Source organism: Microcoleus sp. BROC3 (genome assembly GCF_036702515.1).
Classification (GTDB): domain Bacteria; phylum Cyanobacteriota; class Cyanobacteriia; order Cyanobacteriales; family Microcoleaceae; genus Microcoleus.
Genome location: NZ_JAUBTQ010000019.1, coordinates 1 through 13567, shown reverse-complemented (window position 1 = coordinate 13567; position 13567 = coordinate 1). Strand labels below are relative to the sequence as shown.

Genomic DNA, 13567 nt, shown 5'->3' with positions numbered 1-13567 from the left:
CCCCGCTATAAATTGTGTATTCCAAGCGTTAAAAGCTGGGATTATTACTAATGTAATCGGCAATTTTAGAAATAGACTGGCGCATTTGCAGATCGCTGCTGCGGCTGTCAATCACAGTCATGACATAGGCTTCGCCATCAATGCTCATCGCTAAAGTTGTGCCCAGAACCAGGGAATTTTGGCCGGTTTTTTCGCCCAACCACTGAGCTTTAGTTCCTTCCAAGGCGGCAAATCCCAGAGCGCGATCGTACTGGCGGTTGAGAGTTTCTATTAACAGTTTAGCACCAGGTGTTTCGCCATTGTAAATTTGCACCATCATTTCGGTGAGTTCGTTAGCAGTCAAGCGGTTGGGGCCGGAACCGGGGTTGGCGGGCATAATCTTTTCCCCCATTAATTTGAAGTTGACGCGGGTGACTTGGTAGCCGCGATTGTCTAAGAATTGATTGATGTAATCGGAACCCAAATAATCAATAAGTTGATTGGTGGCGGTATTGCTGCTGCGATCGATCATTTCTTCTAACAGTAGCTGTAGCGGGTAATTGCGATTGGACGTAATCTTTGCCGATGCGTCTTCGGTAAAATTACCGCGACTGACGAATACTTCCTTGTTCAGACTAATTTTTTCTTTTTCGACTTTTTGCATCAGGGCAACAGCAATCGGCAATTTAATTAAGCTGGCTGGACTGACAGGAGGCACATCGCCCCGGAGGTTTACGCACTCTCTAGAAAGGTTGCAAACACCGATCGAAGCTTTCTCAGACAAGCCGCTTTCCCGGGCAACCGCAGCCAAAAAATCAGATTTTGCTTGCTGCACTTGAGAGGTGGCTGCCGTTAAATTTTCCCGGTATTCTTGAGTTTTTGAGGCAGTGAGGGAAGCTAAAAATGAATATTGAGGAACTTCCTGCAAGTTGTTGAGGGCCTGGTTCCACAAAAATTGAGTTTGCTGTGAAGATTCGATCGACTTATTTTGCTGCCGTTTAGTTTCTACGGCTCGGTTGGCTAAACGGACTGCTTGCTGTAAGTTGTCGTTAGCCCTCTGTTCTACTAATATTTGAGCTTCCACCGCTTGCAACTGCTGTAGCAGTTGTTCTTGAGGATTGGCGGCGAGGGGAACTAAGCGCGAGAGCAGGGTTGGTTCTGGGGAGGGAGAGGGGGGTTGTTCTAATTCGGTGACGAGCAGATCGCGAATTTTGTAGAGTTCGTCTAGGGAACGCGGGTTAGATGATTGAGAGAATGAACTTGCGATGGTTAACATCTGAACCAGTCCGATGCCGGCTACTGCTGCCGCCATTTTGTTTGCGATCGACAAAAAACGCTTGAACTCTCGCATATTCAACATCCTCAACACAACCAAATTCAATATAAGCAGCTATTGTTACAGGAGTCAAACGATTTTAGATTTTAGATTTTAGATTTTAGATTACAGAACAAATCTACAATCTACAAGGTGAAATCGGAAAGTTAGATCGCGGCAAAACAACCAAAATAAAGGGAGCGATCGCACGAAGGCAATCAACCCCCTCTAAATATTGCAAACTATCTACTTTTTGCGCCGCCGCCGCCAGTCAGCACCCAACCGTTTGAGGTAATCCCAGCCGCGTTGGGGCCAGACATGAGCGCTATCGGTCTTTTCGGCAATCCAGCGAGCTACTTTGGGGCCTGTCCAGTCTCCGCCGTCGGGGGCAGATCCTTGCAGCGCTTGTCGCAGTTCTTCTTGCTGTTCTGGATTCAGCAAGGATTTTGCAGGAGGGGGCTGACGGTCTCCGCTGCGGTTTCTCACAGAGTCTGGCCCTTCTCGGTTGTAGCGCTGGACAATTTCTTTGGCGTAGTCGTAGTTGAGGCCTACGACTTGGGCTGCTTGTTTGATAGTCCAATTTCGGGAAACTAACAGCAGCAAGTGCCAGCGGCGCGACTCTGTGGTGTTTTGTGCCTGCCGGTAGCGAATTTTGAGTTCCTCTGCCGTCAGGTGGGATTCTAAGTGAGCTTTAGGTGGCATTCCTCCAACGGGGCATCGGGAACTTCTTACCATATATCTTTGGTTTTGGGGATAATTCCGGATGAAATTTTGAGGCTGGGGATCGTTGGGGCAAATGCGTAGCTTTTTTGGTCGCAGATGCACGGAGTTGAAGAAGGCTGCTGTTTTTTTGCAGGTGTGTGGAACAATAGGCGTCCCCGTGGCTGTGAGCGTTTCGATCCGTCGCAACTCGGACAAGCTGCGATCGTCCCGGCAGCTAAAACTTTGACCCATAGGCTACAGTAAGCGCGATGCTCTTTTGTTCGGATCGATGAAGGGGCGAGCGACCTTTTTTGTGAACTGCAAATTTCTCACAGGCTTTTTGGCTCGTCCCCCAATCAACGCCGATGGGAGAATGTCGGTCGCTATTTTCTTCGATCGCACCGCAGCCATTTATTCACTCGGATAACTGATAACTTTCAGTAATTTTTGATTAAAATAGTGCTCTTCATAATCTAGCCATAATTTTTTTTGAAGTTGCAGCCAGAAGCTAATACCTTCTTATTCATAATTCTCTATTTCTTCTTCTGTTGGTTCTGGGGTGTTAGGCGGGTAATCCCAGTTAAAACCTGCTAGATATGCTTCTGAATATGCTTGCTTGAAAACGCTAAATTATCGAGAACATGGTAATTTTTACAGTTCAAAAATACCAATAAAATGCGGACAAATTACTCATAAATATACTCAAAACTATCGGGAATTAGTTTAAGGTTACGGTGATTTTCTTCTCAATTTTTAGTCTGGTCAATAAACTTCTGGTTTACATACACCATTTATATTTAAGCTTGTAAAAAATTGTTTTTTAACAAAATTTTGTCTGGCGGATGTTATAACTGTGCTGCTCTTAGTGGAAAAAGAAATTTTTTTTTAGTAGCAATAATCGACGGGTTGCGAATTTTTATTTAAGGATTTGATCGATATTTGTTACCTCAGTCCCTGGACATTGCCGAGGTTATATCAAATCCCGTTACATCCAAATAAGATCGAGCTTGCGATCGAGACGCTCGCGACATAAACCTCAACGCTGCTTGCATCCGAATAATATCGAACTCGCGAGCTTCACTCCTAGCGATGCACTCGAAAGATTATAATTCCGATGCAAGCAAAAGCGATATTAATCGTAGCAGAGTTACGGCAGAGTGCTTTTTTTTAAAGAGTAGGTAAAAAAGTCGCTCGCAGTTTTATGTACGGTGTTAGAAACGGTGTGAGAATTGGCACTGAATAAGTTTGATGTAAAGGAGCCGATCGCGCGATCGAACTTTCGCCACAAAAATAGCAGACTTTGCCTTCGGGCTGTAAGCAGGTACAATTGCCAGCTATATTAACTGTATTGTCTCAAAGTAGAAATAATAAAGGTAAGAGCATGGCATCCATCCGCGAGTTGCACCGACAACTGGTCAATAAAGAACGCTCTGCTGTGGAAATTACTCAAGAAGCATTAGACCGAATTACCCAGCTAGAGCCTAAGTTGAAAAGCTTTCTGTGCGTGACGGCAGACAGAGCATTGGCGCAGGCCCATAGAGTGGATGCTCAAATCGCAGCCGGAGAGCAAATTGGCCTGTTGGCCGGCATCCCGATCGCCGTTAAAGACAATATGTGCACCGAGGGCATTCCCACAACCTGTGCATCTCGGATTTTGGAGAATTTTGTGCCTCCCTACGATGCAACAGTCGTCTCCAAACTCCAAGCAGCCGGTGCGGTGATTGTGGGTAAGGCGAATATGGACGAGTTTGCAATGGGGAGCTCGACAGAAACTTCTGCTTATCAAGTTACCGCGAATCCTTGGGACTTGGAGCGCGTGCCCGGAGGGTCTTCTGGCGGTTCTGCCGCAGCAGTGGCCGCTGGAGAATGCGTCGTGAGTTTGGGTTCGGATACTGGGGGCTCGATCCGCCAACCTGCTGCTTTTTGCGGGTTAGTGGGGCTGAAACCGACTTATGGGTTGGTTTCTCGCTACGGTTTGGTGGCCTATGCTTCTTCTCTCGATCAAATCGGGCCCTTTGGCCGGACTGTTGAGGATACGGCGATTTTGTTGGGGGCGATCGCCGGTTATGATCCGAGAGATTCCACGAGTCTTAATGTCCCAATTCCTGACTACGCTCAAGCTTTAAGACCCAGTTTGCGACCGAAGGGTCAGATTAGAATTGGTGTAATTAAAGAAACTTTTGGTGTAGGGCTGGACTCGGGGGTTAAAGACGCTGTTACTAAGGCGATCGAGCAATTTCAACAATTGGGCGCAGAAATTCAAGTCATTTCTTGTCCCCGCTTCCGCTACGGTTTGCCCACTTACTACATCATTGCTCCCTCCGAAGCTTCGGCAAATTTGGCGCGATATGATGGAGTGAAGTACGGTTTCCGGTCTCCTGATCCCGATAATCTTTTGGATATGTATGCCAAAACCCGCTCTCAAGGGTTCGGTGCGGAAGTTAAACGCCGGATTGCGATCGGCACTTACGTATTGTCGGCTGGATATTACGATGCCTATTATCTAAAAGCTCAAAAAGTTCGGACTTTGATTAAAGAAGACTTTGAAAAAGCTTTTTCTCAAGTTGATGTTTTAGTGTGTCCCACAGCTCCTACTACCGCATTTAAAGCAGGCGAAAAATTTAACGATCCCCTGAGTATGTATTTGTCAGATTTGATGACTATTCCGGTGAATCTTGCTGGTTTGCCAGCTTTGAGTTTGCCTTGCGGATTTGATGATAAAGGAATGCCGGTGGGCATACAACTGATTGGTAATCTTTTGCAAGAATCTCGGCTGTTTCAAGTGGCTCACGCTTACGAACAGTCTACGAATTGGCACTTGCACCACCCGGAATTGGATTAATTTTTGAAATTCGGCGGAATACGGCGGCGGAAGTTAGTAATCGATCTTGGCTAATTGTCTGAATTAATCATTTGCCATTAGCTTTTGAGCGATCTCTAATTTCCCGCGTGCTCTATCTATGAACAAGTTGCTAGTATTCCTTTTGTCTAAATCGCTAATAGCTTTTGGGATAGTTTTGGCCGTTGCTTATTCTGCTGCTTGTGTATTCCTATTTGTAGCGCAAGGTAAGTTTATCTTTTTTCCGGCGCGAGCGATCGAAACTACGCCAGATGATTTTCAGTTGAAATATCAAGATGTTTGGCTGCCAATTCCAACTAAAACAGGCGCGGCGGACAGCGTGCACGGGTGGTGGATTCCGGCCTCGGAAAATCCCCCCAGCCCCCCCTTAGCAAGGGGCGGAGCAAGAAAGGGGGAGGCTGTTCCCTCTGTTAACACCGGAGACTCGGATACCCCCCCCAGCCCCCCCTTGCCAAGGGGGGGAGCTAGAGGAGTCGGAACGTCCCCGCAAAGTGAGAGACCGGCAGTCGCTCCGGTTCCCCCCCTTAACAAGGGGGGGTTAGGGGGGGTAGTTTTGTACCTGCACGGCAATGCTTCAAATGTGGGAGCAAATGTCGAACACGCTAATCGATTTCATCGATTAGGTTTGTCGGTATTTGTGATGGATTATCGCGGTTATGGAAAAAGCCAAGGCGATTTTCCGAGTGAATCTCAGGTTTATGAGGATGCTCAACTTGCTTGGGATTATTTGGTGAAACAGCGGGGGATTAACCCGAATCAAATTTATATCTACGGTCATTCTTTGGGAGGGGCGATCGCGATCGATCTGGCAGTGCGCCACCCGGAGGCGGCCGGGTTAATTGTAGAAGGCTCTTTTACTTCGACGCGGGCGATGGTGGATTTCCAAAAAGGGCTGTTTTGGATGTTTCCGATCGATTTTTTGCTGACACAGCGGTTTGATTCTCTTTCAAAAGTCGATCGCCTGCAAATGCCCGTGCTGTTTATTCACGGGACTGCTGACAATGTAGTTCCAGTGGAAATGAGCAAAAAAATGTTTGAGGCAGCACCTGAGCCCAAACAGTTGTACATAGTTCCTGATGGAGGTCACACTAATGTGGCACAGATCGGGGGCGCAGAATATCTGCAAATACTGAGCCAATTTTTAGGTTCTTCAAACTAGATAAAAGCTGTTGGCGGTAACAGGTTGAGTTGGATATCTGTACCGCCTGCTCGCACTTCTTTATAACAGTACATATCTGAAACAGAGCAGTTATCGCGATGATATCGCTTACTGCAACCTTAATACATTCAGCCACCAGTCATTCAAGGCATAGCAGTAATTGCAGTAATTGTTCGTGCTTATCGCTTGTTCTTTCTTAACTTCGCAGCCTCGCCGAGATGTTTTTTGGTTTGGCATCCGGGCACCGCAGAGATTGGCATCTGTGAGATTAGCTTTGTTCAATCTTGCATCCCTCAAGTCGGCCGATCTAAGGTCTGCACCGCTGAGATTTGCACCGCTTAAATCGGCTTCTTTGAGGTCTGCACCGCTGAGATTTGCACCGCTTAAATCGGCATTTCTCAGGTCGGTTCGAGTTAGTTTAGCGGCGCTCAAATTACTGCATTTTAAGTTCGCCAACTGGAGGGATGCGTCTGGCAGAAAACTCTCGCTGAGGTTGGCATTTTCTAAGTTGGCTCCCCTGATGTCTGCCCTGCTCATGTCGGCTTTGCTGAGGTCGGCGTCGGCCAAAAAGGCGTTTCTCATGTTGGCGTTGTTTAAATTAGCTTCCATTAAATCAGCCGCAGTCAAGTCGGCATCAACTAAGTCAGCCCTGCTGAGAGTGGCGCGGCTTAAGGAAGCGCCAAACAAATCTGCACGGCTCAAGGAAGCGCCAAATAAGTCGCATCCGGGACATCCTCTGGTTTCTAGCAGCCGCTTGACTAGAGACTGATTTTGAGCTTGTAAGGGAAGTGCGGCGCAAAATGGGAGTAGCATTATCGCTGCAGTCAGAATTTTCAGTTTGATTTTGGTCATAGTCTTGGTAAGTCCTGTAACTGCCTTTCAACACCGATTTGTCTGCTGGACTTTCGCGCGGGGGACCAAAAACCCGGTTTCCTCGTTAATTCCTGGCTGTCAAACCCAATATTCTAAGCAGAAACTGGGTGGTTTGCGTAAGTCCTAGTCTAGTGGATGGACGCGGCTCGACGGTGTAAGGTTCGATCGCGCTCACGGATATTACTTACGCGTTGGGGATGAAAGCCCGCACATCAAGGCTCCCTTGCAGCGGCGAACGGCCGGAGTCCCTGAATACCAGGGATTCTGGCGACGGCTGCGACAAGTGGCGGACTCCGACAACGGATAAGTATTTGTAATCGATGCAGTTGGATTTTGCTGCCGAGGGCGATCGTTATCCGTACAGGCGATCGGTAAATAAGCCAATTGGCTTAGACTCTTAAGACATATTGCTGATGTGCTGCCTTCTCTAAAAAAGATAGCATTTTTGTATGATCCCCGAAATAATACCGAGCAAACAAGTATAAAAAACATACCAAATGTCTCGGCGGGTGGGAAAATAGGGTACACCTAATACTTTCAGACGAGGAAAATAGATGTCGAACAGCATAGATCAACTTGCAGAAGGCGGCAGGGGGATCAAACTCATGTGGCAGATTGCAGACGAGGTAAGTTACACCCGGACTCTCGACAATCGAAATTGTTTGTCGCTGAGCAAAAGTTACGAAGTAGAAGGTTGCAATCGATCCCAAAATATAAAAAAAGCTAGCGTTTTAGATGGGTTAATGAATTTATTAAACACCTGGGATTGGCAGACTGAAAAACAGCAGGAAGAAGAGCTGCTTGAAACTTGTGTTCAACATATTAGCCTGCAAGTCAACACAGATGTCAATGCTTTAACTCGAGTTTTGTTGTGGTTTGAGCAGTTGAAAGATTTATCGCTACCCAATGAAGTTTGGTGGAAGTTTCAGTTGGCGTTGGCTGAAGGTTTCACTAATGCAGTTCGCCACGCTCACAAAAATCTGCCAGTAGAAACTCCTGTTCAACTCGAAATTACGGTGTTTAACGGACGGTTGGAACTCAAAGTTTGGGATTGCGGGCCGTGTTTTGATTTTGATGCTAAGCTAAAGGAAATTAGGGCAGCAGATAGAAATAACGCGTTGGATTTAGATGTTTTGAACGATGCTTGCTTGATGCCTAGCAGACAAAAAACTTTGGAACCGTCTCTATTTCTAATTGCTGGGTAGCTTTGGGGTGATGGACAATTAACACACTGGCACGGTGAAAAATGTGTTATTCTAAAAACGGTGTTAGGGGAAAAGTTACGGGTTTTGTCTCCGCGTGGGTGAGGGGTTTTGAATACTGCCAACCTGCTGCGGCTTGGGTTAAGAGCTATGGTCTTGGGGGATTCTATAGCGGTTTGACAGAAACGGGTGCATCTGTCTAATTAAATATTAAAAACTCAACATTAAAAGTTAAAAATTATTAACACTAATTTTTGATATTTTAATTTATCCTAGTATCTGGTCGCTCACCAATTACTAATGATTTCCAAAGAAAGTTTATTTGTTCTGTCTCTATTTCCCTACTTGGGATTTCTCTGGTTTTTGACTCGATCGGGAAAAACACCCCGTTTAGCTCTGATGGGATTTTACGGCACTCTCGTTTTTGTGGCGGTGACGATTCCCGCCGCAATTTACGCAAAAGTTGCCTACAACGAGTCACTAGCAAATGTCGATTGGCTGCACGGTTCTGCGGAACTATTCTTAACACTTGCCAATATTTTATTAGTTTTAGGCTTTAGAGAAGCGGTGATTAAAGCCAAAGCATCCTCACAGAAGGGCGGTGAGGAGCCAGAGGGTCTTTTAGACGGGGGAGAATAGCCGGGATCATCTCAGTGTGGTATTTACTCTCCGCATAAATGCTCCAGAATAGCCCTAGTTAACAGTTAACTGTTGACATACCAGTTTGTGAGCTGCCAACCTGCAAAATTTTAGGAAAGCATTAGAATATATGGAAACTCACATCAAGCACTTCTAATGTCCTAACCTTGGTTTCTTGCCACGGGCTCAACCTGAGAGCCGAGATTTTGGGTTAAGAAAGCGAGTTTCTCAGGTATTATCGAGAATGGTGCTCTGGGCGTGAGTGGAAACAGACTACCATGTTGCTAAGTTTAGCTGTGGTGGGAATCTCCAGGCCGGAAAAAAGATGAGCTATTGCCTCAATCCCCATTGCCAAAAGCCGCAGAATGCTGACTCAACCAATTTTTGTCTGGCGTGCGGCTCTAAATTGCTACTGAAAGAGCGTTACCGCGCAATTCAACCTATCGGTGAAGGAACATTTGGCAGAACTTTTTTAGCTGTCGATGAAGATAGGTTGAAAACTCCCTGCGCCATCAAACAATTTTTCCCCCAAGTTCAAGAAAAAGCTGAATTAGAAAAGGCAACTGCACTGTTCAAACAAGAAGCTCATCGGTTGCACGAACTCGGAGAACACCCGCAGATTCCAAGTTTGCTGGCTTCTTTTGAACAAGCCAAACGTCTGTATCTTGTGGAAGAGTTAATCGAGGGAAATAATTTGTTTCAGGAGTTGCAGCAGCAGGGAGCTTTTTGCGAGGAACAGATTTGGGAATTGTTGATCAATTTGTTGCCTGTTTTGCAATTTGTTCACGAGCAGCAGGTGATTCATCGGGATATTAAGCCGGAAAATATTGTGCGGAGAACTCCCCAAACCTTGTGGGCTGCGGCGGGATATGGCCGCTCGACTCCTGGTAAACGAAAAGGAGTAGCAAATTTACCTCAATCTTCTGCTGGTATGAAAGGGCTAATTGTCGCTGAATCTGCTGCTGTACAGGGGAATGCCAGGGGGGGTCAGTTTGTGCTAGTTGATTTTGGAGTTGCTAAGCACATTACCGGCCTTTCTGAGGCGCAAACTGGGACGATAACTGGAACTGCGGGCTATGCGCCCATCGAACAAATTCGCAGCGGCAAGGCGTATCCGGCGAGCGACCTTTACAGTTTGGGTGTCACCTGCATTCACCTGCTAACTGGGGCGGTTTTGAAGGATTTGTTCGATGCTTTGGAATGCAAATGGATTTGGCGATCGCACTTGGCGCAAAAAGGCATAAAAGTCAGCCAAAAATTAGCAACTATTTTGAATAAATTACTCAAAGATTCGGTACGAGAGCGATATCAATCCGCTGCTGAAGTGTTGCAAGACTTGGTAAATTTTGGGCAATATCCCCGCTCTCAAATCAGTTATAATTCGCCCGCCAAAATCGCTATTAATTCGCCAGTAACTAACTCGCAGCCCAATACAGCAACCGCCGTCTCCGCCGCGCCGCCCCAGAAGATTCATGTTGTGCCATCCGCTGGCAATCCGAGATTATTATCGTCTAATAACTGGCGGTGCGATCGCATTCTCCAGGGCCATTCAGCCCCGGTTAATGCTGTGGTTATTAATCCTCAAGGCAATATTCTCGCGAGCGCCAGTGACGATAAAACAATTAAGCTGTGGAACCTGCAAACAGGTGAATTCATCCATACTTTTTTCGGCCATTCCGCAACAGTTGATGCTGTGGCAATCAGCCCAGACGGGAGAATGCTAGTTAGCGGCAGTTTTGACAGAAAAGTTATTGAGTGGAAGCTGGATAAAAAGGCGATGATTCGCGAATTTTATAGCGATTTTGGTTCGCCGTACAGCCACCGCTACGGCTCCGTGTACTCGGTGGCTTTTAGTTGCGACTCGGGAGCGATTGCGAGTGCTAGCGGCGACCAGAGTATTAAATTGTGGAACCAGCGCAATGGAGAATTGGTTCAAAAACTTTCGGGACATTCTGACAAGGTTTTATCTGTTAGTTTTCGCCCTCAAAGTATGATGCTTGCCAGCGGCAGTGCTGACACAACTATCAAGATGTGGCTTGTAGGTATTGGGGAGAGTATACGGACTTTTGTCGGTCATTCAGATTGGGTTTATGCGATCGCATTTAGTCAAGACGGCAAAATGATTGTCAGTGGAAGTGCCGATGCTACTGTTAAATTGTGGAATGCCGATACAGGGGAATTGATTAATACTTTGAGCGGGCATTCAGATGCGGTAATTTCGGTGGCGATTAGTCCAGATCGCGAAACTATGGCTAGCGGCAGTCGAGACGGTACGGTTAAACTCTGGAACCTGGAAACAGGAGAATGTTTGTGCTCTCTTGCTGGGTGCAATCCGGTGGCTTTTAGTCCTGACGGTCAAACTTTAGTCACCGGTGGAGATGGCGGCGAAGTGTTAATTTGGCGCGCGTCTGTTTAGTTGGGCGAGATAAGTGACATACTTGTGAAGGCGATCGGTGTCAGTGTCAAGTAAACGACTGGCCCAAGAATGTACATTAAGTTGCGATCGCATTTCTCGAAACACCGCAGCATCCCCGCGATTGTCTAGAGGAAAAACCCAAGCATCAAATCCAGCCGAATTAAGACGGCTAACAGTTCCCTCGCCATCTTGCACCCACAATTGACGGTTAATGCGAAGGGGTTGACAGGAATATTCACCGACAACAATTCCGCCGACAGAAACGCTAGCACCTTCTCCACGATTGGAAAGTTCTTGCAAAATAGCTTTGAGGGAATTGAGTTTTTTGCCGTCTTGTACTTGCTGCGGTGTCAGCTTGACAATCACCATTTCTAAAACTTCGACAGGTTTTGTCGATCGTACAACGTTGACTGGTTCCGCCGGCCAATGGTTATTTATTTCCGGTTCCGCCTTCTCAATTTCCTCTTCAACTTGTACTGTTTCCACCGGCTTGGCCGTGTCTACAATTATCTGAATTTCCTCGCCATCTTTCTCGATTTTTCCACTAATCTGTAAGATAGCATTCTCTACAATGTAAGGCTTCACTTGTTCGTAAGCCTTGGGGAACACAACAGCTTTTATTTGATGTGTCAAATCTTCTAACTGCAAAATAGCCATGGCATCGCCTTTTTTTGTCACTACCATTTTGATAGCGCTGAGCATGACAATAACTGATACTTTCCCCTTTTTATCTGCTAACTGTTCGAGAGTCACAACATCGGGGTCTGGGTTTACTTGCATGAGAAACTTTAGGGGATGTTCTGACACATAAAAGCCAAGCAGTTCTTTTTCTAAACGCAATTTTTCTTGTTTTTCAAAATCTTTTACCACTTTAGATTTAGGCGCAGACTCATAGGTATTGACTGACTTGCCAAAGCTATTCCCACCTAACAAGTCAAAAAGATTACCTTGGCCGCTTTCTCGGTCTCTTTTGCGCTCTTGCGCCCATTTAATCACCCCTTCGAGGTCGTGTACTAATTGATTGCGATTGTGTTCAATTTTATCAAAAGCACCGCATTGAATTAATGCTTCTAAAGCGCGGCGGTTGACAGAATGGAGATTTACGCGATCGCACAAATCAGACAACGATTTAAACTTACCCCCTTCTTGCCTCGCAGCTAAAATATTTTCAATCGCCGCTTCTCCCACATTTTTCACCGCAGAAATTCCAAACAAAATTTTATCCTTTGCAGCTCCAGTCATCAGTTTTGGCAGCGGTGTAAAAGTAAGTTCCGAGCTATTAACATCTGGCGGCTCAACCTCAATACCCAGCTTGAGACAATTGGCAATATATTTCTGTACTTTATCCTGATCGCCCCTGTTAGCAGTCAGCAGTGCAGCCATGTATTCTAGAGGATAATTCGCCTTTAAATATGCCGTTTGATAAGTGATATAGGCATAGGCCATTGAATGGGATTTATTAAAACAGTTAGATGCCACCAAACTATTTTCTAGGATAAAGTTATGTTCTCGTTCAACGCCTATGTCATAGACTTCTTGAGTTCCTAGTGATTTTCGACTAATAATTTTAACCATGTTTGTAACTCCTGAGAATAGCCTCTATATTAGTTTTCTTTCGTTGCAATCCCAAGCGGGGATATTGATACACAAAATCATAGAATGCTTGTATATTTTTTCGACTAAAGATTCTCCAATAATAAACTTTTTTTAATTGATGCTCTTGTACAGAACCCATCCCTAGGTGCATTGCTAGTTCGCGGGCAAATTCAAAGGAACCAACTATGCAGACTAAACCGCCACTTCTACCTTTGTTTGCATAAGCACAACCGTCACCGTCAAAATAGCCTAACACATAAGACCCTAAATATTTTAAGTTAGGGAAATAGGTAACTTCCGAAAACGTTCTTCCTGTTATGATGCCGTAGCCCTGTAAAGAGCTTGCCAGCTTTTCAGAAGAAAAATTTATTCGGTAGTGAGGAGCATAATTTTGAGGCTGAATAACTCTAATTTCACCAGAGTATTGTAGCTCTATGCTGAGCATTTCTGTAAGTTCTTTGTCAATAGATTCAAAAGCTACATAATTAGTTTGAGTAACGCAGCCATCAGCAGCTATCAATCCTAATAAATAAGCTTTAGCTTGAGAGTCAATTACATCAAAATAGCTCTCATTTAAAGTATAGCGGTTTCGCCGCTTAGTATTAATGTCCGCTTCTTTTAAAACCCTTGAAACTGCTCTTTCGCTCACACCAAGGTAGTTAGGAATGTCTCGACACTCCATGCCCTGATTAAAAGCAGAAATGATTTGTTCCTTGTGTTCCGATTTTAGCTGCCTATAGTCGAGATACATTAGACATCTCCGAAAACAATCAAAGCCTCTGTATAGTTAAGTTATAGGACATAAATGTAATCATCGTAAATTAGC

At 45.5% G+C, this 13567-nt stretch carries 10 protein-coding genes; 5 read left to right on the top strand and 5 right to left on the bottom strand.

The window, feature by feature from the left end:
- Positions 1-28: 28 nt before the first annotated feature.
- Together QUB30_RS14080 and QUB30_RS14075 are read right to left on the bottom strand one after the other, a co-directional pair.
- Entirely contained in the window at positions 29-1330 is a 1302-nt protein-coding gene (locus QUB30_RS14080) for a serine hydrolase (protein ID WP_333334184.1), read from the bottom strand.
- Between the two features lie 210 nt (positions 1331-1540).
- Entirely contained in the window at positions 1541-1996 is a 456-nt protein-coding gene (locus tag QUB30_RS14075; RefSeq protein WP_333239734.1) for a helix-turn-helix domain-containing protein, read from the bottom strand.
- A 1381-nt stretch (positions 1997-3377) separates the two neighbouring features.
- Here QUB30_RS14075 and gatA point away from each other — a divergent pair.
- Together gatA and QUB30_RS14065 are read left to right on the top strand one after the other, a co-directional pair.
- The gene (gene gatA / locus QUB30_RS14070) at positions 3378-4838 is read left to right on the top strand and encodes an Asp-tRNA(Asn)/Glu-tRNA(Gln) amidotransferase subunit GatA (protein WP_333334182.1); all 1461 of its coding nucleotides are present in this window, start codon (positions 3378-3380) and stop codon (positions 4836-4838) included.
- 118 nt (positions 4839-4956) lie between these two features.
- Positions 4957-6015, top strand: a complete 1059-nt coding sequence (locus QUB30_RS14065) for an alpha/beta fold hydrolase (RefSeq protein ID WP_333334180.1) — start codon at positions 4957-4959, stop codon at positions 6013-6015.
- Between the two features lie 108 nt (positions 6016-6123).
- Here QUB30_RS14065 and QUB30_RS14060 read toward each other — a convergent pair whose 3' ends face one another.
- Positions 6124-6828 carry a pentapeptide repeat-containing protein gene (locus tag QUB30_RS14060; RefSeq protein WP_333334178.1) on the bottom strand — a complete coding sequence of 235 codons (705 nt, stop codon included), beginning with the start codon at positions 6826-6828 and terminating at the stop codon, positions 6124-6126.
- A 614-nt stretch (positions 6829-7442) separates the two neighbouring features.
- Here QUB30_RS14060 and QUB30_RS14055 point away from each other — a divergent pair.
- The 3 genes from QUB30_RS14055 to QUB30_RS14045 all read left to right on the top strand — a co-directional run bounded on the left by QUB30_RS14055 (position 7443) and on the right by QUB30_RS14045 (position 11145).
- A complete protein-coding gene (locus QUB30_RS14055; protein ID WP_333334176.1) occupies positions 7443-8093 on the top strand; it encodes an ATP-binding protein in 651 nt (216 codons plus the stop codon).
- A 297-nt stretch (positions 8094-8390) separates the two neighbouring features.
- A complete protein-coding gene (locus tag QUB30_RS14050) occupies positions 8391-8729 on the top strand; it encodes a DUF3593 domain-containing protein (RefSeq protein ID WP_333334174.1) in 339 nt (112 codons plus the stop codon).
- Between the two features lie 325 nt (positions 8730-9054).
- Positions 9055-11145 (top strand): serine/threonine-protein kinase, encoded by a 2091-nt coding sequence (locus tag QUB30_RS14045; RefSeq protein WP_333334172.1) that lies wholly within the window; start codon positions 9055-9057, stop codon positions 11143-11145.
- Here QUB30_RS14045 and QUB30_RS14040 read toward each other — a convergent pair.
- Together QUB30_RS14040 and QUB30_RS14035 are read right to left on the bottom strand one after the other, a co-directional pair.
- Positions 11122-12720, bottom strand: a complete 1599-nt coding sequence (locus tag QUB30_RS14040; RefSeq protein WP_333334170.1) for a helix-hairpin-helix domain-containing protein — start codon at positions 12718-12720, stop codon at positions 11122-11124. The two genes, QUB30_RS14045 and QUB30_RS14040, sit on opposite strands and share 24 nt — an antisense overlap.
- Complete coding sequence (locus QUB30_RS14035; RefSeq protein WP_333334168.1) at positions 12713-13492, bottom strand: LAGLIDADG family homing endonuclease; 780 nt, start codon at positions 13490-13492, stop codon at positions 12713-12715. Before QUB30_RS14035 ends, QUB30_RS14040 begins: the two co-directional genes overlap by 8 nt.
- Positions 13493-13567 lie beyond the last annotated feature (75 nt).

Coding starts and splice junctions, on each gene's coding strand:
- QUB30_RS14080 (WP_333334184.1), bottom strand. CDS start 1,330: ATGCGAGAGTTCAAGCGTTTTTTGTCGATCGCAAACAAAATGGCGGCA.
- QUB30_RS14075 (WP_333239734.1), bottom strand. CDS start 1,996: ATGCCACCTAAAGCTCACTTAGAATCCCACCTGACGGCAGAGGAACTC.
- gatA (WP_333334182.1), top strand. CDS start 3,378: ATGGCATCCATCCGCGAGTTGCACCGACAACTGGTCAATAAAGAACGC.
- QUB30_RS14065 (WP_333334180.1), top strand. CDS start 4,957: ATGAACAAGTTGCTAGTATTCCTTTTGTCTAAATCGCTAATAGCTTTT.
- QUB30_RS14060 (WP_333334178.1), bottom strand. CDS start 6,828: ATGCTACTCCCATTTTGCGCCGCACTTCCCTTACAAGCTCAAAATCAG.
- QUB30_RS14055 (WP_333334176.1), top strand. CDS start 7,443: ATGTCGAACAGCATAGATCAACTTGCAGAAGGCGGCAGGGGGATCAAA.
- QUB30_RS14050 (WP_333334174.1), top strand. CDS start 8,391: ATGATTTCCAAAGAAAGTTTATTTGTTCTGTCTCTATTTCCCTACTTG.
- QUB30_RS14045 (WP_333334172.1), top strand. CDS start 9,055: ATGAGCTATTGCCTCAATCCCCATTGCCAAAAGCCGCAGAATGCTGAC.
- QUB30_RS14040 (WP_333334170.1), bottom strand. CDS start 12,720: ATGGTTAAAATTATTAGTCGAAAATCACTAGGAACTCAAGAAGTCTAT.
- QUB30_RS14035 (WP_333334168.1), bottom strand. CDS start 13,492: ATGTATCTCGACTATAGGCAGCTAAAATCGGAACACAAGGAACAAATC.